22 protein-coding genes and 1 pseudogene are annotated in these 22336 nt (G+C 64.1%); 14 read left to right on the top strand and 9 right to left on the bottom strand.

Annotated features, from left to right (window positions below):
• Positions 1-303: 303 nt before the first annotated feature.
• Together F1D05_RS14350 and F1D05_RS14355 are read left to right on the top strand one after the other, a co-directional pair.
• Positions 304-1944: a DNA repair helicase XPB gene (locus tag F1D05_RS14350; protein ID WP_185448161.1), complete on the top strand. Its 1641-nt coding sequence runs from the start codon at positions 304-306 to the stop codon at positions 1942-1944.
• A gap of 16 nt (positions 1945-1960) precedes the next feature.
• Entirely contained in the window at positions 1961-2551 is a 591-nt protein-coding gene (locus F1D05_RS14355; RefSeq protein ID WP_185448162.1) for an HD domain-containing protein, read from the top strand.
• 100 nt (positions 2552-2651) lie between these two features.
• Here F1D05_RS14355 and F1D05_RS14360 read toward each other — a convergent pair whose 3' ends face one another.
• The 4 genes and pseudogenes from F1D05_RS14360 to F1D05_RS14370 form a co-directional block, all read right to left on the bottom strand.
• A complete protein-coding gene (locus F1D05_RS14360) occupies positions 2652-3356 on the bottom strand; it encodes a FadR/GntR family transcriptional regulator (protein WP_185448163.1) in 705 nt (234 codons plus the stop codon).
• Positions 3357-3405: 49 nt separating this feature from the next.
• Entirely contained in the window at positions 3406-3846 is a 441-nt protein-coding gene (locus tag F1D05_RS41955; protein WP_281388944.1) for a dihydrodipicolinate synthase family protein, read from the bottom strand.
• 121 nt (positions 3847-3967) lie between these two features.
• Positions 3968-4318 (bottom strand): annotated as a pseudogene (locus tag F1D05_RS41960) (dihydrodipicolinate synthase family protein); the annotation flags it as partial.
• A gap of 20 nt (positions 4319-4338) precedes the next feature.
• Positions 4339-5448 carry a sialidase family protein gene (locus tag F1D05_RS14370; protein ID WP_185448164.1) on the bottom strand — a complete coding sequence of 370 codons (1110 nt, stop codon included), beginning with the start codon at positions 5446-5448 and terminating at the stop codon, positions 4339-4341.
• Between the two features lie 56 nt (positions 5449-5504).
• On the opposite strand from F1D05_RS14370, the gene F1D05_RS14375 reads away from it, so the two are divergent.
• From F1D05_RS14375 to F1D05_RS14385, 3 genes are read left to right on the top strand one after another with little or no spacing between them, the layout of a single operon-like run.
• A complete protein-coding gene (locus tag F1D05_RS14375; protein ID WP_185448165.1) occupies positions 5505-7127 on the top strand; it encodes an extracellular solute-binding protein in 1623 nt (540 codons plus the stop codon).
• A gap of 4 nt (positions 7128-7131) precedes the next feature.
• Positions 7132-8076, top strand: a complete 945-nt coding sequence (locus F1D05_RS14380) for an ABC transporter permease subunit (protein ID WP_185448166.1) — start codon at positions 7132-7134, stop codon at positions 8074-8076.
• Positions 8073-8960, top strand: a complete 888-nt coding sequence (locus tag F1D05_RS14385; protein WP_185448167.1) for a carbohydrate ABC transporter permease — start codon at positions 8073-8075, stop codon at positions 8958-8960. The genes F1D05_RS14380 and F1D05_RS14385 overlap by 4 nt, the downstream gene beginning before the upstream one ends.
• A gap of 56 nt (positions 8961-9016) precedes the next feature.
• Here F1D05_RS14385 and F1D05_RS14390 read toward each other — a convergent pair whose 3' ends face one another.
• Positions 9017-9595: a nucleotidyltransferase family protein gene (locus F1D05_RS14390; protein WP_185448168.1), complete on the bottom strand. Its 579-nt coding sequence runs from the start codon at positions 9593-9595 to the stop codon at positions 9017-9019.
• Between the two features lie 271 nt (positions 9596-9866).
• Between F1D05_RS14390 and F1D05_RS14395 the strand changes: the two genes are divergently transcribed.
• The gene (locus F1D05_RS14395) at positions 9867-10679 is read left to right on the top strand and encodes a phosphatase PAP2 family protein (RefSeq protein WP_246486689.1); all 813 of its coding nucleotides are present in this window, start codon (positions 9867-9869) and stop codon (positions 10677-10679) included.
• Positions 10680-10726: 47 nt separating this feature from the next.
• Positions 10727-11533: a hypothetical protein gene (locus tag F1D05_RS14400; RefSeq protein ID WP_246486690.1), complete on the top strand. Its 807-nt coding sequence runs from the start codon at positions 10727-10729 to the stop codon at positions 11531-11533.
• Here the strand turns inward: F1D05_RS14400 and F1D05_RS14405 are convergent.
• Positions 11495-12472, bottom strand: a complete 978-nt coding sequence (locus F1D05_RS14405; RefSeq protein ID WP_185448170.1) for a S66 peptidase family protein — start codon at positions 12470-12472, stop codon at positions 11495-11497. The two genes, F1D05_RS14400 and F1D05_RS14405, sit on opposite strands and share 39 nt — an antisense overlap.
• 31 nt (positions 12473-12503) lie before the next feature.
• Positions 12504-14804, bottom strand: coding sequence for an FxSxx-COOH system tetratricopeptide repeat protein (gene fxsT, locus F1D05_RS14410; protein ID WP_206686212.1), 2301 nt, complete (start codon positions 14802-14804; stop codon positions 12504-12506).
• Positions 14805-15120: 316 nt separating this feature from the next.
• Between fxsT and F1D05_RS14415 the strand changes: the two genes are divergently transcribed.
• From F1D05_RS14415 to F1D05_RS14425, 3 genes are all read left to right on the top strand, one after another.
• A complete protein-coding gene (locus F1D05_RS14415) occupies positions 15121-15468 on the top strand; it encodes a hypothetical protein (RefSeq protein WP_185448172.1) in 348 nt (115 codons plus the stop codon).
• 349 nt (positions 15469-15817) lie between these two features.
• Entirely contained in the window at positions 15818-16150 is a 333-nt protein-coding gene (locus F1D05_RS14420; protein WP_185448173.1) for a hypothetical protein, read from the top strand.
• Positions 16151-16473: 323 nt separating this feature from the next.
• Positions 16474-16770 carry a hypothetical protein gene (locus tag F1D05_RS14425; protein ID WP_185448174.1) on the top strand — a complete coding sequence of 99 codons (297 nt, stop codon included), beginning with the start codon at positions 16474-16476 and terminating at the stop codon, positions 16768-16770.
• Positions 16771-16896: 126 nt separating this feature from the next.
• On the opposite strand, the gene F1D05_RS14430 is transcribed toward F1D05_RS14425, so the two are convergent.
• Complete coding sequence (locus F1D05_RS14430; RefSeq protein ID WP_185448175.1) at positions 16897-17691, bottom strand: GntR family transcriptional regulator; 795 nt, start codon at positions 17689-17691, stop codon at positions 16897-16899.
• A gap of 460 nt (positions 17692-18151) precedes the next feature.
• On the opposite strand from F1D05_RS14430, the gene F1D05_RS14435 reads away from it, so the two are divergent.
• From F1D05_RS14435 to F1D05_RS14450, 4 genes are all read left to right on the top strand, one after another.
• Positions 18152-18325 carry a hypothetical protein gene (locus F1D05_RS14435; RefSeq protein WP_206686213.1) on the top strand — a complete coding sequence of 58 codons (174 nt, stop codon included), beginning with the start codon at positions 18152-18154 and terminating at the stop codon, positions 18323-18325.
• A 193-nt stretch (positions 18326-18518) separates the two neighbouring features.
• Positions 18519-18809: a hypothetical protein gene (locus F1D05_RS14440; RefSeq protein WP_185448177.1), complete on the top strand. Its 291-nt coding sequence runs from the start codon at positions 18519-18521 to the stop codon at positions 18807-18809.
• A 74-nt stretch (positions 18810-18883) separates the two neighbouring features.
• On the top strand, positions 18884-20722 hold the full coding sequence (locus tag F1D05_RS14445; protein WP_185448178.1) for an FtsK/SpoIIIE domain-containing protein: 1839 nt from the start codon (positions 18884-18886) through the stop codon (positions 20720-20722).
• A 398-nt stretch (positions 20723-21120) separates the two neighbouring features.
• Positions 21121-21300 (top strand): hypothetical protein, encoded by a 180-nt coding sequence (locus F1D05_RS14450; RefSeq protein ID WP_185448179.1) that lies wholly within the window; start codon positions 21121-21123, stop codon positions 21298-21300.
• Positions 21301-21402: 102 nt separating this feature from the next.
• Here the strand turns inward: F1D05_RS14450 and F1D05_RS14455 are convergent, their stop codons facing one another.
• Positions 21403-22227 carry a DUF2971 domain-containing protein gene (locus tag F1D05_RS14455; protein ID WP_185448180.1) on the bottom strand — a complete coding sequence of 275 codons (825 nt, stop codon included), beginning with the start codon at positions 22225-22227 and terminating at the stop codon, positions 21403-21405.
• Positions 22228-22336: the final 109 nt, after the last annotated feature.

Below are 22336 nucleotides of genomic sequence, written 5' to 3' on the forward strand. Positions count from 1 at the left end.
ACGGTACGAGGCGGAGCGGTGCGGGGTTCCGGACGGCGCGGGGTGCGGGGGTTCCGGACGGCGCGGGGTGCGGGGTTCCGGACGGCGCGGGGTGCGGGGTTCCGGACGGCGCGGGGTGCGGGGTTCCGGAGGCGCGGGGTGCGGGGTTCCGGACGGCGCGGGGTGCTGGACGGCGCGGGGTGCTGGACGGCGCCGGGTTGAGGGGCGCGGGGGTAGTACCGGCGGGGGTGTTTGGCGTGAGGAGGCACAATGGAGGGTCGGGCGGAGTGTTCCGTCCGAAGCCTGCTGACAGGAGAACCCGTAGTGACCGACGGGCCGTTGATCGTGCAGTCCGACAAGACGCTGCTGTTGGAGACCGCTCATGCCGAAGCGAGTGACTGCCGTAAGGCGATCGCCCCGTTCTCGGAGTTGGAGCGAGCTCCGGAGCATGTGCATACCTATCGATTGACCCCATTGGGGCTCTGGAACGCCCGGGCCGCGGGACATGACGCCGAGCAAGTGATCGACGTACTGCTGCGCTACAGCCGCTACCCGGTACCGCACTCGTTGCTGGTCGATATCGCCGAGACGCTGGACCGCTACGGGCGCTTGAGGCTGGAGAAGCACCCCGAGCACGGGCTGGTGCTGATCACGACCGACCGGCCGGTGCTCGAAGAGGTGTGCCGCAGCGCCAAGGTCAAGCCGCTGCTCGGGGCCCGGATCGACGACGACACCGTGATCGTGCACCCGTCGGAGCGCGGTCACTTGAAGCAGACGCTGCTGAAGCTCGGCTGGCCGGCTGAGGACCTCGCCGGGTACGTCGACGGCGAGGCGCACAAGATTGACCTGGTCAAAGATGGGTGGGACCTCCGTCCGTACCAGCAGCAGGCGACCGACGCGTTCTGGCACGGCGGCTCGGGCGTCGTAGTACTGCCCTGTGGCGCGGGAAAGACGATCGTCGGCGCTGCCGCGATGGCGCAGGCGTCCGCGACCACGCTGATCCTGGTCACGAACACCGTCTCCGCGCGGCAGTGGAAGGAAGAGCTGCTCAAGCGGACCACGCTGACCGAGGAGGAGATCGGCGAGTACTCCGGTGCGCGCAAGGAGGTCCGGCCGGTCACGATCGCGACGTACCAGGTGATGACGACCCGACGGAAGGGCGTCTACACGCACCTCGAGCTGCTGGACGCGCGCGACTGGGGGCTGATCGTGTACGACGAGGTGCACCTGCTGCCGGCCCCGATCTTCCGGATGACGGCGGATCTGCAGACGCGGCGGCGGATCGGGCTGACCGCGACGCTGGTCCGCGAGGACGGTCGCGAAGGCGATGTGTTCTCGCTGATCGGGCCGAAGCGGTACGACGCGCCCTGGAAGGACATCGAGGCGCAGGGCTGGATCGCGCCGGCCGACTGCGTCGAAGTACGGGTTGATCTGGAGCAGACCGAGCGGTTCGTGTATGCGACGGCCGAGCCGGAGGACCGGTACAGGCTGGCCGCCTCGACGCCGGCGAAGTCACGGCTGGTACGGCGGATCGCCGAGCACCACAAGGGCGAGCCGATGCTGGTGATCGGCCAGTACATCGACCAGCTCGACGAACTCGGCGAGCGGCTCGGATGCCCCGTGATCAAGGGCGAGACGACGGTGAAGGAGCGCCAGCGGCTGTTCCAGGCGTTCCGGACCGGCGAGATCAACATGCTGGTGGTCAGCAAGGTCGCGAACTTCTCGATCGACCTGCCCGAGGCGTCGGTCGCGGTCCAGGTCTCCGGCACGTTCGGCTCCCGCCAGGAAGAAGCCCAGCGCCTCGGCCGCGTACTCCGCCCGAAGGGTGACGGCCGGACGGCCCGCTTCTACTCGATCGTCGCCCGCGACACCGTCGACGCCGAGTTCGCCGCCCACCGCCAACGCTTCCTAGCCGAACAGGGCTACGCCTACACCATCGTCGACGCCGAAAACCTCTTCGCCTGACAGCCGCTCGTACTCCGTGAAAACGCGACTTGAGCACGCACTCACCGACCCAGGCGAACCGCCGGTACGGGAGCTGCCTGCCGAGGTGGCCGACTTGCTACTCCAACTGCGAGTTCCACCTCGGCTGGCAGCGCACCTGCGTGCGGTTCATGACGTCGCCTACGAGATCACCGCTTGGCTCGCTACCGCCTACAGCGACCTGCCCTTCGACCGCGAGGCAGTCCTGTACGGCGCCGCGACGCACGACATCGGCAAGACGATCCACGTCGAAGAGCTGTCCGGCCCAGGCTCTCTCCACGAGAAGGCCGGCCGGCAACTCCTCCTCGACGCCGGTGTGGCCTCACACGTCGCCCGCTTCGCCGCCACCCACTCCAACTGGACCGACCCAGACATCACCGTCGACGACCTCGTGGTCAGCCTCGCCGACAAGATCTGGAAGGCGAAACGAATCCGTGACCTCGAACAGTTGCTCGTCGACCATCTGGTGATCGCCTCCGGCCAGGAACCCTGGCAGGTATTCCTCGGCCTGGACGACCAGCTCGGCAGGCTCGCCGACACCGCCGACTCCCGCCTCGCCTTCCAGAACACCTACCCGATCACGGGCTGAGCCCGGGAAGAACGCGAACCGGCTGGACTTCACGAACGCGGTGGGCGGCCCATCAGGCTGCTGCTGTCGAGCGCCGACGCAGGAGGTGCGTGGGTGTTTGTTAAGGATCCAGGCGGGTGTGGATGCCTACGAAGTGGTGTTTCATCGAGCGGGCGAAGGCTTCTGGGCGCCCGGCCTTCAATGCGTCGAGGAGGTCTCGGTGCCAGCCGGCGGCGTCGGTGGGGGTGTAGCGAGCGCCTGGGAGGCGGGCGTCGACCTGGGCGAAGGTTCGCCAGAAGACGCTCAGGAGGTCGATGATGAGGGCGTTGCCGAGAGGCTCGTACAAAGCCTGGTGGAAAGCCCAGTCCTCATCAGGGAAGTACTCACCGGCAGCAGCTTTCGCTTCCATCCGGGCGACGATCGGGTCCAGCGCGTCGAATCCGGCAGTGCTGAAATGCGCGACCACCTCGTCCGCGAGGCCGACCTCGATCGCCTGCCGGACCTCAAGCACGTTCTGTACGTCGCGCAGGTCGCCGGCCATCGACTGAGACATCCGGAAGGCGAGCCCGTCCTCCAGCGCCTCGAGCGTCACCTCTCCGACGTAGGTGCCATACCCATGCCGGATCTCGATGATCCCGACCGCCTGCAGCGCCTTCATTGCCTCGCGCAACGGATGCCGCCCGACGCCGAGCTGGGCCATCAGCTCCTGCTCGTTGGGTAGCGGGTCGCCTGCCTTCAGCCCGCGCTCCAGGATGAACGACTTCATCTGGTCGCGGATGAAGGACTGATTACCAGCAGCGCCACGCGCCCGGCCGAGCCCACCCATCACCGGCCCCCTTCGAATAGAGATCGGCCAGTCTACTGACAGCCGCCGCTCACAGCAGCCCGGCACCACCGAGCAGCACCCGGATCCGCCCGATCTCGTCGTCGTCCAACGGGATAGACGGGTACGCCGTGAGCGGGCACGCGATCACCCCGAGCAGATAAAGCGCCGCCTTGAAAGCACCCAGCGCCGCCGAACTGGCCCCCATCCGCCCCCGATCAGCCACCTCGACGATGTCGAACAACCGGAACAACCGATCCTGCTCCGACCGTGCGACAGCAAGGTCCCCACCAGCAACGGCAGAGAAGATCCGCACATACCCGGCCGGATCCACGTTCCCCAGCCCGGGCACCACACCGTCGACCCCGAAGTTCAGCGCCGAGTCGACCGACAACTCCGAGCCGGTCATGACAGCGAAATCCGGCAGCCCAGCAGCAGCCCGGTCCAGCACCAGCCGCCGCAGGCTCGTCTCCTGCCCACTCGAATCCTTCACCCCGGCCAGCACCCCCTGCCGGCCCCAGCTCGATCAGCAACGACGAAAGCAGCTTCGTCCCGCCGATCCGCGACGGAATGTCGTACGCAAAGAGCGGCGTCTCCCCCGCCACCGAAGCCAACTGCAGAAAATGCCGCGAGATCTCCGCCGGATGCGTAGCCGCATAGAACGGCGCCGTCGCCACCACACCATCGACGCCCGCCTTCAACGCAGCAACAACATGCGCCCCCGATCGCGCAGTCGAGGTATCGATCGCACCGGCCAACACCGGCACCTGCCCAGCGACCTCACCAACTACGGTCTCCAGCACCGTACGCCGTTGCTCGTCGCTCAGGAACGTTCCTTCACCCGACGTCCCGAGCACGAAGACGCCAGCGACTCCCCCGCCCAGCTGATGCGCGACCAGCCGAGCCAGCGAGGCGATGTCGACGTCGTACGAAGAGGTCAGCGGCGTGACGAGCGGCGGAACCACACCACTCAAGCGAAAGGTGGTCAAGAGATCTCCCCAAAGAGCGTGGACGGATCGAACGTGACAAAGCGAAGCGTGGCGAAGGAAGACGTCTCACCCGCCTCGTAGAACAGCCCGACCTGACCGCCCGGCAGCGGCACCAGATCGGAATACCCAGCCATTCCCGGATGAACGACGACCCCCGGCCGCCAGGACCGCCCGTCGTCGGAACTGACGTACACGGTCAACTCCCGCCGGATCTCCGGATGGACAGGCGTCGAAAGCAGCAGCCGATCCCCCACCCGAAGCACGCTGCCCTGGCTGCCCGGCGCCGTGATTTCAGCGATTCCCTCGTACTGCGAATCAAGCGTCGCGCCGCCGTCGGACGAATACGCGTGCACTCTGGCGGGCCCGGTACCGCGGTGGTTCCGGGCGTTGAAGTAGAGCCGCCCATCGGCCAGTTCCATCACGGCCGTCTCGTTCGGGTTGATCTCGGCGCCGTCGTTGCGATCGACGAACCCGAGCGTCCAGGTCCGCCCGCCGTCATCGCTGAAGATGCAATGCCCGCCGTTCAACCGGACCGTGGCGGCCGAGTCCAGATAGTCAACATCACCAGGAACAAACGAGTGGTTCGCCGGCACGACCAGCCGCCCGGCGTACGGGCCCTGTGACAGTGCGATCCCATGGCACGGTCCGGTCGCGTACCAGCCCCACTCACCCGGCTTCACCTGCGCGGTGATCTCCGCAGGCTCACTCCAGGAAGCGCCGTCATCCGTACTCCGCTGGACGTAAACCCGCCGCCCGCTCTCCGGATCGGTGCCCCGGGCAACGGAAATTTCGATCGCGTCGGCGCCGTTCTGAGTCGTCACCAGCACCAGGTCTCCGCTCAACGGGTCGATCACCGGCACCGGATTCCCACAGGTCTTCCCGGCCGCGGCCGACACCACCTGCAACGGCAACCAGGTCCGCCCGCCGTCGCGGGAGCGCCGTAGTACGACCTCGATCTCACCGGCGTCCGCCGCCGAGCGCAGCCGGCCCTCGCAGAACGCGAAAACCCACTCGCCCCGCGCCACGACCGCCGGGATCCGGAACGTGTGGTACCCGCTGCCGGCCGGATCGAAGACGACCTCCGGCGGACCGACTCTTGAAGACATAGGACGTACTATGTCATGGTGAGGCCGCACTCTCAATCGCTCGGAAGTGAGGCCTCATGCGACTCAGCAGACGAACATTCCTCGGCGGTGGCCTGGCTGCTGCGGCAGTCGCGGTCACCGGTACGCCGTTGCTCAGCGGCTGCGCGGCCGACAAGAAGAACCAGGCCGCCGCCAATCTCGCGGTCAAGTTGCCGACCTATCTCCGCTTCACCGGGGTCAAGCCCGATCTCCCCGGCACCGACGTGGTCCTGGACGGTTTCCTGAAGTACCCGGCGAACCCGCTCAGGGCGATCACCGAGAAGCCCGGCGACGGCCGGCCGATCAGCTTCATGACCAACATCCCCGGCGCGATCCCGCCGGCCTCGGACAGCAACCAGTTCTGGCAGGCCCTCAACGAGCGGCTCGGCTCCGAACTGCAGATCAGCATGGCGTCGAACGACGAGTACCCGAACAAGCTCGCGACCCGAGTGGCCGGCGGCGACCTGCCAGACATCATCAACCTGCCGCCGACGACGCCGCAGATCCCGGCCCTGCTCAAGGCCAAGTGCCTGGACCTGACCGGTCAGCTGTCCGGCGATGCCGTGAAGAAGTATCCCTTCCTCGCGAACATCCCCGCGGAGTACTGGAAGGGCTGCATCTTCAACGGCGGCATCTACGGCGTACCGGTGCCGCGCGGGATGTCACGGACGACACTGCCGCTCTACCGCGAGGACCTCTTGCTTGCCAAGGGCATCAAAGACCCGGCGCCGAAGAACTTCGAGGACTTCCTCGACCTGGCCAAGGAGCTGACCGCGCCGAAGCAGAACCGCTGGGCCTGGACGAAGCCGCCGATCTCCTATCTCCGGCAAATGTTCGGGATCGCGAACCAGTGGAAGGAAGCCGGCGGCAAGTTCACCTCGTTCTACGAGGCCGAGGAGAACGCCGACGCGTTGGAGGGTTGCCGCAAGATGGTTGCGGCCGGCGTCATCAACCCGGACTCCTTCAGCGCCCAGGCGAGTCAGCGCAAGCAATGGTTCAACGGTGGCGTCGCCGCGTTCGACATCGACAGCTTCGTTGCCTGGAACCAGTACTACGCCGACAACACCGCCGGCGACGCCTTCTCGGTCAACATGCTCGACGTGCCGGGCTTCAACGGCGGCCAGGGCAAACCGTGGATGGGTGCCGCGCTCAACAACATCACCGCGTTCCGCAAGGACAGCAAGCACTCGGTCGAGACGCTGCTGAAGGTGGCCAACTGGATGGCGGCGCCGTTCGGCACCGAGGAGTACCTCTTCCGCAAGTACGGAGTTCAGGGTCGTCACTACGCCTTGCAGGGAACGGATCCCGTGCCGACCAAGACTGGCGTGGTGGAGACCGGGATCGGCCTGCAGTACATCGCCGACTCGACTCTCGCGCTTTACTCGGCCGGTAAGCCCGACGTGCCTCGCAAGCAGCACACCATCCAGCAGAAGCTCGCCTCCCGGCTGGTGTACGACGCGTCGTACGGGCTGTACTCCGAGACCGTCTCGAAGGACGGGCCGCGGCTCGTCAAGGTGATGACCGACCTGGAGAACCAGATCATGCAGGGCAAGAAGCCCGTGTCCGATTGGGCGCCGGCAGTCAAGGATTGGCTGTCGCAGGGTGGCGAGAAGATGCGCGGCGAACTGCAGCAGGCCTTCTCCGACGCGGCAGGACGCTAGCCAGATGCTGCAGCGCACCAAGACGCGCCCGGCGCAGCAACTCAGCCTCGGTCGCCGGTTACTCCGGGACCGGGTGCTGCTGCTGTTCGCACTACCCGGTACTGCGCTGATCCTCGCGTTCCACTACCTGCCGCTGCTCGGCAACGTGATCGCATTCAAGGACTACCAGCCGTTCCTCGGTATCGGCGCCAGCGACTGGTCCGGCTGGGAGAACTTCGCGGTGATCTTCAACGGCGATCCTGCGTTCCTGCAGGCACTGAAGAACACCCTGATCCTGACCGGCCTGCAGGCGATCCTGGTGTTTCCGGCGCCGATCCTGCTGGCACTGCTGCTGAATTCGCTGTTCTCCGAGCGGATCAAGCGGATCGCGCAGAGCATCCTCTACCTGCCGCACTTCATGTCCTGGGTGATCGTGGTGGCGTTGTTCCAGCAGATGCTGGGCGGCAGCGGACTCCTGAACAACTACCTGCGATCGCACAACCTCGCAACGCTGGACATCATCGGCAACTCCGACCTCTTCCGGGTACTGGTGACCTCGCAGGTGATCTGGAAGGACACCGGCTGGGCCACGATCCTGTTCCTGGCCGCGCTGTCGCAGATCGATTCGCAGCTCTACGAAGCGGCCAGCGTGGACGGCGCGAGCCGGATGCGGCAGATCTGGCACGTGACCATGCCGGGTCTGCGCGGGATCATCATCCTGCTGTTCATCCTGAAGCTCGGCGACTCGCTGACGGTCGGATTCGAGCAGATCATCCTGCAGCAGCAGGCCGCGGGACGCGACGTCAGCGAAGTACTGGACACCTACGTCTACAACAATGGCGTCCTCGGCGGCGCCTGGGGCGTCGCGGCCGCAGTCGGCCTGGTGAAGGGACTCGTCGGCGTCGTACTCGTGCTCACGGCGAACAAGGTGGCGCACATCTTCGGGGAGCAGGGGGTGTACAGCCGATGACACGCCGGATTGTTCAGGGCGTGCCGATGCCGTCATGGCCGATGCGCGCCTTCAAAGGCCTTGTGTTGTTAGTGTTCTGCGCGGTGGTGATCATTCCGTTCGTCGGGGTGATCTCGACCAGCGTGGCACCGAACAAGCAGATCAACGAGTCCGGTGGCTTGGTGTTGTTACCGGACTCGATCAACCTCAATGCCTACAAGTCTTTGTTCGCGGGCGGAGTCGTCACGCGGGCTCTGTTCGTGAGCATCTTCGTGACCGTGGTCGGGACGCTCTTGAGCCTGACGGTGTCGTGTCTGCTGGCCTATGCGCTGTCCCGGCCGGGATTCTCGGCCGGGCGGCCGATCCTGCTGATCGTGTTGTTCAGCATGTTGTTCTCGCCTGGGATCATCCCGATGTACCTCGTGGTCAAGGGCGCGGGGCTGCTGGACAGTCTCTGGGCGCTGATCGTGCCGACGATGGTGAGTGCGTTCAACGTGATCGTGCTGCGGGCGTTCTTCTCGAACCTGCCCGGTGAGATCACCGAGAGCGCGAGGATCGACGGGGCCAGCGAATTGAAGACCTTCGGCTACATCGTCCTGCCGTTGTCGAAGGCGGTGCTGTCGGTGATCGGGCTGTTCTACGCGGTCAGCTACTGGAACGCATTCTTCGGCGCGCTGCTGTATCTGAACGACAGCAAGCTGTGGCCATTGCAGCTGGTACTGCGAACGTACGTCATCAACGACACCCAGCTGGGCAGCGCCGATCTCGGCACCGAGTTGCTACCTCCACAGGCCTCGATCCAGATGGCCATCCTGGTGATCTCCATCGTGCCGATCCTGATCGTCTACCCCTTCTTGCAAAGGCACTTCGCGAAAGGCGTCCTGACCGGAGCGGTAAAGGGATAAGGGAAGGAAAGCGGGGGAAAGCGGGGCGCCGTCAAGGGGTGGCGGCGCCGCAGGGACTAGCGGGTGAGGTCTTCGCAGGGGATCAAGGGGCAGCCGGCTCGCTTCAGGTAGGAGCCGGCGCCTCGATCTCCGGTGGCCGCGGCTTTGGCTGCTTCCCAGTGCGCTCGGCCCATCAGCACCGGATGCCCGGCCCGGCCGCCATACCCGGCGCGCGACAGCACCGCGTCACCTGTCCCGACGCGGCCCGCCACCACCCGGCGTACGACGTCGGCTCCGACGTCCGGCATGTCCACGAAGTGCACCACCACAGCTTCGGCCGGCGTCTCCGCAACCCAGCTCAGGCCGCTGCGCAGCGAGGCAGACATCCCCGACTGCCAGTCGAGCGACGGCACGATCGTGACGCCCCCGCCGACCAGCAGCCCGCCATCAACCAGCAGACCAGCGTCGGCCAGCAGCGCGGTGACCTCCTCCGCCGCGGCTCCGACCACGACCCCGATCGGCCCGCACCCACCGTCCCGCAGTACGCGCACCGACCGGACCACCGACGGTACCCCGTCTGTGTCGCGGACCAGCGCCTTCGGCATCCCGATCCGCGTGCCGGCACCGGCCGCGAGCAACACCCCATACGGCTCCATGACTACCCAGTGTCCATCAGCCGTCGATCAGACCTGCGGTTCGTTGATTGTCAAGTGTGACCTTCGAGTCATTTGCCGATGGAATGCGGCCGCCTCCCCACCCGTTGGCGCTGATAAAGACGTTGTCGGCGATCAGCGGAACGGGGGTGACGGTGCGGTCGCAGAACGTGTCTCGGGGGTTGCCCAGGGCAACATCAGGGTTCAACCTGAGCCAATCCCGAGACTTCGACCGGTACCGTCGAGACGTATGGGGACACAAGCACTCGAGCGGGTGGAACTGACTGTAGAAAGCGGGCGCAGCTCCACCGGGGCGGGGCCGGTTGTCTGGCGGGTGGTGCGCGAAGCAGTCCTGCTGGCGACCATGTTCCTGGTCTACAGCGCGGGCCGGCAGTTCGCCGGGAAGCACACCGGATCCGCCTTCGATCATGCGCGCGAGGTGTTGTCCGTCCAGCACTGGTTACATCTGCCCGATGAGGCAGCGATCCAGCACTCGGCGATGCAGCTTCCCCAACTGGTCGAGGGAGCGAACCTGTACTACGCGTCGGTGCACGCTCCACTGACCGGCGCGATCCTGCTCTGGCTGTCGATCTGGCGCCCGAAGGCCTATCCCCGGGTCCGCTGGACGATCGTCTCGGTCACCGGCTTGGCGCTGGTCGGCCACATCCTGTTCCCGCTGGCCCCGCCGCGGATGATGCCCGGCTTCGTCGACACCGGACTGAAGTTCGGCCAATCCGTCTACGGACCGGAAAGCTCCAGCGGGGTGGCGAACCAGTTCGCCGCGATGCCGAGCCTGCACGTCGGCTGGGCGGCCCTGATCGCGCTCTCGATGATCCTGGTCACCCGGTCCAAGTGGCGCTGGTTGTGGCTCCTGCACCCGATCATCACGTTCTCGGTGGTGGTCGTGACAGGGAACCACTACTGGCTGGACGGCATCGCCGCCCTGCTGCTGATCGGCGTCAGCCTGCCGCTGCTGCTCCGGCCAGGCCTGCGCAGCGACAAGGCCGAGCCGCCAGCGGCGCGGTACGAGCCCCGCCCCACCGCCCAGTCAGGTAATTCGATCGCTCCACAGCCGGTCCTCAAGTAACGTGGCGGGGCTTCCCTGACCGTCGACCGCTTTGCGGAGGTCTTGTCGTGCCCCCCCATCCCGATCTCACGCAGCCCGACCCCACTCAACCGACCCTCCAAACCGAGAAGGACTACCTCCGCAGCTCCCGCGCCGCCCTCGCGCGGATGCGGGAGAAGACCGGATCGCTGAAGATCTACAGCGCCGACCCGGTCAACGCCGAGTTCCTGAAGGCGGCGATCTTCCGCCGGATGCAGGAGCTCGAGGACGATCCCGAGGTGCCGCTGTTCTTCGGCCGGCTGGACTACCTCGAACCCACCGAGGAGACTGTTTCTGGCCCAGATCGCGGGGAAGCGTTCCACATCGGCCGCCGGCACGTCAACGACGACCAGGGCGAGCCGCTCGTGGTCGACTGGCGGGCCGAGATCTCGGTGCCGTTCTACCGGGCCAGCCGGACCGAGCCGATGGGCGTCGGGATCCGTCGCCGGTTCGGCTTCACGCACGGCGAGATGACCGCCTTCGAGGACGAGGACCTGACCACCCCGGCGCCCGTCGCCGAGCACAGCGACATCCTGGACGCTGAGATCGAGCGGCCCCGCTCCGGCCCGATGCGCGACATCGTGGCGACGATCCAGCCGGAGCAGGACGTCATCGTCCGGGCCGGGGTGGACGAGACCATCTGCGTGCAGGGCGCCCCCGGTACCGGGAAGCCCCACCCGGGATTGAGACATACTTGTTACCGTCGCCACTGTGAGGCGGGGAGAGGGCGCGCGATACCTGGATCCGCAGCACAGCTAGCGGGACGAGTCGCAACCTCCTGGGGAGGGGTTGTCAGCCTAGCGAACGGCAGGGTTCGGCAGCCGCAGCGTCTTTAAAGTTGCATTGAGTTCGATCTCAATTCCGAGAGGCAAAATTAGATTTTCAACTTGATGCCCAATCTCACCTATTTGCATAATCGGAAAGTCATACCCGTCTGAAACTTCCCGAGCGATTTCTGCTATATCCCGGTCATTCCCTCCGCCCGGCTCGTCGCTTCCAAGGCAGTAGCCTACGACGAGCCCACGAATCGATTCAAATATTCCGCGCAGCTTTAATTGGACGAGGAGCGCTTGTATGTGCCGCTTTTGTAAGCGGTACGTCTCCAAGAATAAAATCGCATCGCTTACGTTCGGCGCGTAGCTGGTTCCGGCAAGCTGCATGAAAGCTTCGGAGTTGCCACCAATAGCGAACCCCTGCGCCTTGCCTTCCTTGATGGTTCGCCACTCCCTATAAGTAGTGGCGTCCCCGTGAAGATCACGCCAGTTCTGATTGGGAGCGTAGCTTCCGGACCATCGATCAAACAGAATCTCACGCATGCTCTGGGAGGCGTAAGGAAGGTCGCCATCCGCGTAATCGAACATTTCGAAGCCATGATACGTGACCACTCCCGTTCGCGCGGTTACCGCGTTTAGCAACGTAGACGAATCGGAGAGACCGGCAACTATCTTTGGGTTTGCGGCGATAGTTGCGTAATCAAGTCGATCTACTAAATCGATTGCAGTTGCTCCGCCTGTAGAAAACAAAACTGCACGGACATCGGGGTCAGAAAAGGCGGACATTATGTCGTCAGAGCGCTGTTGCGCAGTGCCTGATGAATAGAAGTGTTGACCGCGCGCGTTCGCTGCATAGACGAGGCGCAGACCAAATATCGATTCGATATTCTGTCTTGCTGACTCAGCCTGTTCAAGTCGGTCGGCAATAGTACTTGAAGGGGATACGATGACAACATGGTCGCCTGCGGTCAGACGAGCGGGCAGGATACCTTCTTGAATCATCAGACCTCTATCTGAGATAGTTTCGGTAAGCTTACTGATAACGGGAGCGAAGCCGATCTTTCATCTCGCGTGCTTGCCGGTCAAGACTGGTAGCGTCAGCCTCATGACCTAGAGCCGTATATGTCTGTGCGAGGCTCTGGAGACTGCGGACCGTATTAGGGTGATCGCCGGGATAAAGTCGGTTGTGCATGGCGAGCGCCTGTTCTGCAAGCCGTTTCGCTTCAACAAGCTCGCCCATCGCGCGCAGGTCTGCCGCCAGGTTGGCGAAGCTATGCGCGACATCTGGATGATCGCCGGGATCGAGACGCTGACGCATAGCAAGCGCCTGCTCGTTCAACTCACGAGCACGCGGGACATCATCTAGCTTATGCAGGTCGCCCGCTAGGTTGCTCAAGCTATACGCGATGTTCGGATGATCGGCTAGATAGAGTCTTTGTCTCATGTGAAGACCATCTTCGTGCCGCTGCCGCGCCGACTTGTAATCACCCAAAATGTGAAGGACATTGCCGAGATTGTCGAGGCTGTGTGCCGTATCGGCGTGATCCTTACCCGCATACCAGCGCATCCGCATCTCTAACGCCTGCTCATGGAGTGACCGCGCCTGTGCAGGCTCTCCAAGCTCATTCAATGCAACCGCGAGATGCACGAATCCTCGTGCAACTTCCGGATGATCCCCATCGTGCAGGCGTTGCCGCATTTGAAGTGCCTGCGCATGGTAGTTACGAGAGTCCGCGTAGCTTAGGCCACTGCACAGCAGGTAACGACCCATCCGTGTCAAAAGAGATGCTAGGTCTATACTCAGCAGGTCCGCATCCTTTGCATGCGAAAGGACGGACGCAGCATGTGAAGCCAGTTGAGCACAAACCGGCCAGGTCGTCGGCTCCGACGGCGTTTGCGGAAATAGCTCATTCAGAAGGGCCGCAGCATCGGTGACCCGGTGGTGCCGGTCGTTGATCCGCTCTCGAACAATTGTCCGGGTAAGTCGATGCAGGCGGGCTTCATTGTCCCCATCGATTGACAATAGACCGGACTGCCTAAGTTCAGTAAATATCTTGAGCCGATCAAGCGCGTCAAACTGCTCAGCAGTATCGTCTATATTCTGTACCGCCGACAGAAATTCCTTTATAGGAAGAATTTCCGATGAGCAAAGGCTGCACACTTCCAGAAGTCGCAACGCGGTTGGCGATGTCATTGACAGGCGTTCCAGCGTCAATGTGACAGTCGCGGCTACTGTGCTTGGATAGGCGAGCGCCGATCCGTGTTCGAGCAAACGTGCGCGTTCGGCTTGGAATAATTTTAGGTATTCACTGAGTGACACCGAAGTCTCCGCCGCGTACGCGGCGGCTTGTTCTATCGCGAGCGGCAATTGGCCGAGTTCGGCGGCGAGCGAGTTGGCCGATTCTTGATCGTTGTCGTGGCTCCACTCGCTCAGTAGTTCCGATGCTGACTTAATCGAGAGGACGTCTACCCCTAGGGGCGTTGCGAGCATTTGCCAACTGGGGTTTCGTGACGTGAAGATGACGTGCCCATGATTGCCTGCGCCCCGTGGAATGAACGACTCGATAACGCTTGGGGACGGTGCGTTATCGAAGACAATAAGCCACGACTTCCGGGCGCTCAGGTCTTCGAACAAGTAGTTAATTAATTCTGTCGAAGACCACTTTTCCGATGCGCCGAGCCGGACTGCAAGTTGTCCAATGCCGGTCACAATGTCGAGTCGTGTTTCGGCGGGAATCCACCATCCCAGATCGTATTCGGCGCGGTATGCTTGCGAGTAGGCCCGTACAAGTTGAGTCTTTCCGACGCCTGCAATTCCATGCACGGCGGTCGCAGTAACGCGTTCATCCGCGTCGTTCGCTGAATGCAAGGTCTGACGAAGCGCGCGTAGCTCATCCCTTCGGCCTCGGAATCCTCTGACCGGTGGCAAGATTGACCAGACTCCCGACGCCACGCTAGCCGTTCGAATATGCGCTCCGGGGTTGGATGGTACCTCACCATTGCTAGCACCATTCGTGACCTTGGGCGCTAAGCCCAATTCGACCCGCGAGGCGTCAGGCATGTTAAGTCCGTCAGCGATCGACTCGAACCGTTCGAGGCTAGTTACGCGTCGCCGCCCAGCCATTATTGAGCTTATTTCGGACTTCGCAATGCCGGTGCGCATCGTGAGTCCGGTTTGGCTTGCCCCGGCGTATTTGCGGACAAGCTGAAAGAGGGCGCCGGCGTCACGCGCGCGCAAAGCCTGTTTGGTCTCTAAACGATTCCAAAAGTCGTCAGGGACCACAAATTCAGACGGATCGTGGCGTTGCATGGTCTCCTCGCCTCTGGCAATCATCACGGACAGCAAAGTCTACTGCGCTGCCCGGCCATCTGGCCTGGGCACCTCAACTGGCCTGCTCTGCTGATCCCCAAGACCGACCTCTACCGGGTTTGCTTCTGCTGTGGAGCTGATTTCGTCAGATGGGAAGGTGCAGCGGGTGACTAACAGACGTAAGGGCAGGGTGCGCCCGCCCCACATCGCAGCCGCCGTCACCCAACGGCCCGACGCGCCACCTAACTTGCCCTCACAGGCTGACGATGGGGCGGTGATTCGTAATTGGCACGTAGGTCAGCCGATGCCTCGACACGCCAGGAGCGGGCCTACTACAGCCGTGCGTCTGCGCGAATCGTTGAATGGAGGCATAGCTCAATTGGGCACCCATGCGATCTTCGGCTATTTCAAGAAGAGCTCTCTCATGGGCGCTTCCGAGTCGGCGGCAATGCACAATCAAATTTTCCAGTGTGCGGAGAATCACTGTCTTGTCATCGACGCTATATACATAGATGAGATAGAAACTGCTCCCGCTCGACTAACCGCGCTGATTGCGACGCTGACTGCTGCCGATGAAAGGGTGATGATTCTTCCCAACTTGCTACATCTCGCAAGCCTTGGCAATCCGTATGATGTTCGGGCAGATATCGAAGGCAACGGAATACGGGTGCTGATTGCCAGAAGATAAGGACTAGCGAGGCGGATGCTCGCGCCGACTTCCATGTGATCTGGCATCGCTTGCGATTCGCGAGAAGTCGAATGACGGGTAGTCGAGTAAGCGGCCGGAATGCGGGTTTGGTGCGGCGCACAGAAACGGAGTTGATTAGGCGTGTTGAGGGAGCGTAGGCGGGTTCGTGTGTGGTTCGGGGATACGGCGATCAGTGACTACGTGGCTGCGCCGGACATAGCGGCGCGCTATGAGGAGGCTATGCGTAGGCGTTTCGCTGGGTTGCGAGTGACCAACGATGAGTTGCCGCCTTTGCCGGACCCGGCAACACTCCAACCGCTGAAGTGACGAAAGCGACGGGGCAGTAGGCGTGAAGACGATCGGGTATTTCAAGAAGAGTTTCTTGATGACCAGCCGAGAGATCGCTCAGATGCGGCAATTAATCGCAAATTGCGCTGCCGCTCATGATCGGACCTTAGACGCGCTGTATATCGATGAAATCGATACTGCTCCGGTCGAACTTTTCGCCTGCATCACGGACGCGATGGAACACGACGACATGATGCTCATCATACCGAATTTGCTGCATCTTGCGGGCGAGGGCGACCCGCACAGATTGCGGATGCATCTGGAGAGCGGCGGAATCGTCGTCTTGATAGCGCAACAACCCAGTCAGGCGGGGCGGGCGTGCCGAGCGGGGTAACTCTTATCCCTTTGTGACTCCGCGTCCGTTCCGCCCTTCCACGAAGTCGCCCGGCCGGAACCTCCTCACAGCCTCCCGGCCGGTCGGCTTCGCACCGGCTCTGCCTGCCGGTTGCCGGACCCCTCACCACGCACCGGCAGGCAGAGCCACCCAGATACGAGACCGGGCCACCCAAACCCTTGCACCGGAACGGGTGGCCCGGTTGGAAGTCCCGCAGGACCCCGGGAAGTGATGTTACCCCCGGGGGTTTCTGTGCTGCCTGTCGTGCGGTGCAGGGGCGTTGCCGCTTCGGGGGCCACCCTTGTTAGGGGAAGGCTCGACCGATGACCGACGAATGCCGAGACGTGCTGGCGGCTGTGAAGCCTTCAGATGCCCGTGCGCTCCTGGCCGTCTACCAGTCCGCCGAGGATGCCGCGCACGCGCTCAGGGACGCGCTGGCGGCTGCTGACCTGTCCATCATCGCGAGTGTCGGCCGTGACGGCGCTCCGTGCGTCGTGGTCGTCGGTGGCGGCGACACACACGAAGTGGTGGTGATGCTGCCGGTCGGTGTCGTGGAGGCAGTCGTCCGGCTGCGAACACGTATCCGCAAAGGGCAGCCACCCGCAGAGAAAGCGGCCTGAAAGCGAGACCCCGGCGCGCTCCCCCCTTCCGGTCCGTTAGAAATCCCGGTTGGGGTTTTGCGCGTGAAATGATGATGCCGGGGCACCTATGGTGCCCCGGCATTCCTCGTTCGTATATTCGGGTGTTTATTGGCCGGGTTGGTAGTGGAGTTGGGTGTTCTCGGCGCTGCGGTGGGTTTCTTGCATGATGAGGGGTCGGCCGTTGTGGGTGGCGAGTCGGCGGGTGACGAGCATCGGGATACCGTCGGGGATTCGTAGTGTCCGTGCATCGTCGGGGGTGGGGTTGCGTGCGGTGATGTAGTCGCTGAAGTCAGGCGATAGTCCGGCGTCGCAGGCGGCTTTGTAGACCTGCCCGGCGGACACGAACGGGTTTTCTTCAAGGGCCGGTATTTCCAGTGCGGTGGAGAACGGCACGTAGGTTTGTACGAAGATGCGGGTTCCGGCCGCGTTCTCTAACAGCCGGTCGGAGCCGAACAGCGGGGTATGTTCCGGAACACCGATGGCCAGCGCGAGAGTCGCGTCGGCGTTTCGGTGATACGTGCTCGGCGGCTCGGCTTCACGGAACTCGCCGTTACCGGTTTCGTTGTCGGTGAAGTTTCCGTCGTCATCGACGGTGATGGTCCGTTGGTGGGTGTGGAGTGGCCGGTCGGACGGGCGGCGCACGAACGCGCCTTTACCGGGGATGGTCTGCACCAGCCCTTCGGCGCGCAGCGCGGCGATCGCGGCTCGGACCGTGATCCGGGAGACGCCGTAGTGCTCGATCATCTGCCGCTCAGACGGCAGTAGCGCGGCCGGCGAGAGCTGGCCGGACAGGATCTGTTCGCGCAGCGTCGCGGCGAGCTGGTCAGCCTTCGACACCCCGCCTGGCGGACGGCCGGGCCGACCGGACCGGCCGGTGGCGCTGGTCTTGGTGGTGCTCACACGTACTCCCTTGTCTGTAGCGCCCTGCGAGCCGGTGTGAGTCTTCCGGTGGGTTGGCTCGGCGGGCGTGCTGTGCGTGGCCTAGCGAGGGACGCCGGGAACTGTCGGCGCACTCTGCTAGCGCTCGTCATAATATCTGCTTGTCTTCTGCCCTGTCTATGGTCTACGTTGGTCACAGTAGTCATAACAGGTGCGTCGATAGTGGAGGTGGTGGCCGATTGAAGACCGGCGGTAGTTGTTCCGGCCGGACGGTGGTTCGGGTCTTGAGCCGTACACGGTGCGCGTGTGGTGCGGTCAAGGATCGGGGCCGGGTGAGTTGCCGCAAGTGCGCGAGGCGGTACCGGTGGGACCGGCGCAAGTCGCGTAACGAGGGTTACCGGTGGTGAGTAGCACAACTCCCGGCAACCTTCCGAGAAAGTGTCGTGTTCCCGTGTGTGAGAGGGGGTGATGGTTTTTGCAGTTGACGGCTTCGATGTTGTTGGTGACAGCGGTCGCGGTGTTCGTGTTGATCCGGTATGCGGGGTTGAAGGTCCTGCACGCGGCGGTAGTCCTGTTGTTCGGGTTCTTCCTGGCCGGTAGCGAGTTCGCGCCCTACATCCGCCAGTTCCTGACACAGTTCCTCGGCGTCAAGTAAACGGCGGAAAGTACGTCCGCGGCCGCCTCCCGATTTCCTGCCGGACCCCCATAGCTGGCAGGAAACCAAGTAACCATGTAGTCGAAAGAAGGGAGTAAACGCCTATGGGTCTCGATGTGTCCTGTCTCTCGATCTAAGGAATTACTTGACCAATCGTGCAGTAACTCAGCTTGACGCTGTTGAGCTTGACCGGATGCGCGCCCGATTTGAGGCGACTCTGCGCGCTCCGAACATGGACAGTCTTTTCACCGCGACCATCGCCAGTTGCGGTGACGTTCCCGAACTCGTGACCAAAGTTGAGCGGCTGGCGTCGCGTTACGCCAACCTGGTAGCCGCCTGCCGCGCCGGGCTCGTCTGGGCCGTCGAGAACGGAGACCCGACCGACCGCGACACCCCGTGGGGTTTCGTGGCCGACGCGCTCCCCCCGGCACCGGCCGGACACCCCCTCCATACCCCGTCCGTTGAGGGTGGTGGTGTGGCATGAATCGCCGCTACGGCAATGCCTCTGGTTCGGCTCCGTCCCGCAAGGGACGGGGCCGTCCCGGCCGGGGCGAAATCATGATCGTTCAGGGCGGTTCCGGCGCGGCCGGAGACTTCGCCTACGTCCTGGGCGCGCTGGGCCGGGCCGGGTGGCGGTACCGCTCGGAGTTGGCTCCGCTGTATTGGTGGGCCGGTTCCCTGCTGGGCGGGGCGTGGCTGCACTCCACCCACCCCGCATGGTGGCCGCTGCCGCTGGTTGCCGGGGTCGCGGTACTGGTGGTGCTGGCGTGGCTTCCCCGGCCCGTGGTGACCCGCTGGCCGCTACTGGCGCGCTGGCGCGTCCGGGCATGGTCGGCAGGGTTCACGGCCGCTGTCACGGCCACGGTGGCCCTGGCGGGCCTGTATGGCGCGTCGGCGGGGGAACTGCCGACGTATGCGTTCATGGCAGCGATGGGGCTTGGTGCGCCGTGGTGGTGGCGAGAAGACCGCCGACGCCTGTCCAAGGTCCGCATGATCCGGGAGCGGTTCGGTGACACGGCCGATGCGGCGGGGTTGTCGGGGGCGCGGATGGTGTCGGCCGTGATCGGGCGGTGGGGCTGGACCGCGCGGTTGAAGCTGCGGCGCGGGCAGCACTACACCGACGCCGTGAACGCCCTCCCCGCGCTGGAGTCGGCGTTGGGGTCGCGGGTCGGGGCGCTGCGGGTCGAGCCGGTCACCGACGACGCCGCCGAAGTGGTGCTCAGGTTGGTGGAGTCCGACCCCCACGCCGAACCGATCCCGTGGGTGGCGCGGCCGGGGAAACGGCCGGCGTCCATCACGGCCCCGGTCACGGTCGGGGTCTGGGAAGACGGCTCCGACGTGGCCGTGTCCCTGCTCAGGAAACACGTCCTGATCGGTGGCGCGACCGACTCGGGCAAATCCGGGCTGTTGAACGTGATCCTGGCCCGGCTGGCCGAATGCAACGACGTGACGATCTGGGGTATCGACCTGAAAGAAGGAATGGAACTCGCCCCCTGGTCCAAAGTCCTACACCGGCTCGCCGTCAACGGTTCCCAAGGCGGGGCCCTGCTCAAAGACGCTGTTGCCGAACTGGAACGACGGGCCGCATTCCTTGCCGAGCAGGGCATCCGGGAGTGGACACCTACCGCTGAGGCTCCGGCGTTGGTGGTGATGATCGACGAATACGCCGAGCTCGGCCCGGCGGCGCGGAAGCTGGCCGACTCGATCGCCCGCCGGGGCCGCGCGGTCGCGGTGACACTGCTCATCGCCACCCAGCGGCCGACGCAAAAGACGATGGGCGACGGGTCGGCCATCCGGTCGCAGATGAACATCCGGTTCTGTCTGCGGGTGGTCGAACGCGGCGACGTCGACCTCATCCTCGGGGCCGGATCACTCACGGCAGGGTGGGACACCACCGGGTTTGACGCACCCGGCAAGTTCCTGCTCCGGGCGGCCGGTCACGACACACCCCGCCGGGCACGCGCTCAGTGGATCAACGATGCCGACGTGCAAGCCACCGCCACCCGCAACACCCGACCCAACCACCATCAACCCGCCCGCCCGCAGGACAGGAACGGAGACCACGCGAGCGGGCAGACACCACCGGGCACCACAGGGGCTCAGGACGGCGCTCCCGGCTCGTTGCGGGCACCGGGGGCCACCGGGACGCCCTCGGGCGTCTCTGGGCCGGACGTGGCCCTGTGGGAAGCGTTGAAGCAGGCCCCGCCGACCGGGGCAGGGATCACGGAGTTGATGACGGCTTCGGGGCGGTCGCGGCGGTGGGTTCACTACCGACTCCAAGCCCTGAAACGTCAGGGCAAGGCCGCGCCGTGCGGTGACGGCCGCTGGGTCGCCGTGCCCGGCCCGCGTGCCCGTCCGGACCGGGAGCCACCCGGCGCGGACGGTGACGCATCGTGACTGCAAATCGGGTGTGCACGGTGCACGTCCGCACGCCTCGCCCGCACGTTAAGGGCACACGTTCGCCCGCTTGCACACCCGCCGTGCACCCCCGCGAACGATCACAGTAGGTAACCACGATTGGTGGGTTCCCCCGGCCCTGCCCCGTCAGCCTGTCCCTGCCCCCGGACAAGCCACCTGAGCACCCGGGGGAACCCACACCGCGCCCAGACAGCGGAGGTGAACACCCAACGACAACACCCACGAAGACCGCCGACCCCGCCGACACCACGGCGAGAAAGGAGCAACCCAGCACCACCGAACCCACCGACGCGGCGAGCGCTGCCGCGTCGGCCGGGGACGTGATGCGCGCCAGGGTCGAAGCGCTCGCCCGGCCCCGCGCCGCCGACAGTCCAGCGGTGGCGGCACTGCGAGCGCTGCTGCGCGATCCGGTCCTCATGGCCGGAGCCGTGGACGACATCGCCACCACCTGGGCTTTCACCCCCGACCAACTCGACACACTCGCCGTGCTGCTGCGGCCCAATCCTCACCACCGACACCACCGACACCACGGCCCGGCGGGCAGTCCCCGGCGCTGACTTCCGAACGCCGAAGACCTGGAGCGGGGCCGGCCCTCACGGGGGTTTGGGCGGCCCCACCCGTGGCGTCGGGGGTTCCCGCGCCGTAGGGGCTCCTCGGAGTCATGCCCGAAAGGGGATGACCGACTTCTCGACTTGCACATTCGAGTACCCGTAGACCTCAAGAGCGCGCCGAACGCCACGTTCAGCGAAATCCTGTTCACGCCCTGGGCCGACGATGATCTTAGAGATAGGCAGACCGGTCGCTTCGGTAGCTGTGAGGGAGTTAGGACCGGACTTTTTCGCTGATTGCTCGGCGACGGCAACTTTGACGTATGGGCACAGGCCGATCGGGTTAGTGCGCAACTTGACGACGTCCAGTCGCGCGGGATCGAACGTAAATGCTGCCCTAACCTCTTGCTCAGCCTGGAATCCTGGGTTCTTGATATACGCAAGGACTGTCGTGATGACGCCGACGGCATGGAGAAGATCTATCTCATCGGGGGCACCCGAAGGAAGCGGCTTACTTTCGAAGAACTCCCTGAGGAAGCGCATCAGGTGGACCAGCAATCGTCCTTGTTCAAATGGGGAGTAAGCTACTGACATCCATCGTGGCTGGATATTGTTCACGAGTGAATATATCGGCTCGGCACCATCGGTGAGGATTTTCAGGGGATCGTCAAAGCCGTTCTTGACGTCAATGCCGATGGCGTACCCTGCGCGACCTCCGTATCCTCTCCACTGACTAAGTTCATCAGGGTTTTTGGAAGCGCAAAGGATATACACGTCGTTGCTTGACATTCGGCTAGAGGCATTGTCTATAGCTAATCGCATGATTTCTACGAGGTGTGGATCAAGTCCTCGCGCGAGGTACTTGTCGAAATAGAGCCCACTCACGCGCTTCAATTCATCAATGCCGAACGCGATCTCTCTGCTATCGTTGAGCATAGCGGCAGACGATGCCCAAAGGCAACGAGTGCGTAAGATGTTCAACAATGCGTTAGCGTCTGTGTAGTGCCACACTGTTCCGTTGAAAAACTTTGACGGCTCCGGAACC

Source organism: Kribbella qitaiheensis (genome assembly GCF_014217565.1).
Classification (GTDB): domain Bacteria; phylum Actinomycetota; class Actinomycetes; order Propionibacteriales; family Kribbellaceae; genus Kribbella; species Kribbella qitaiheensis_A.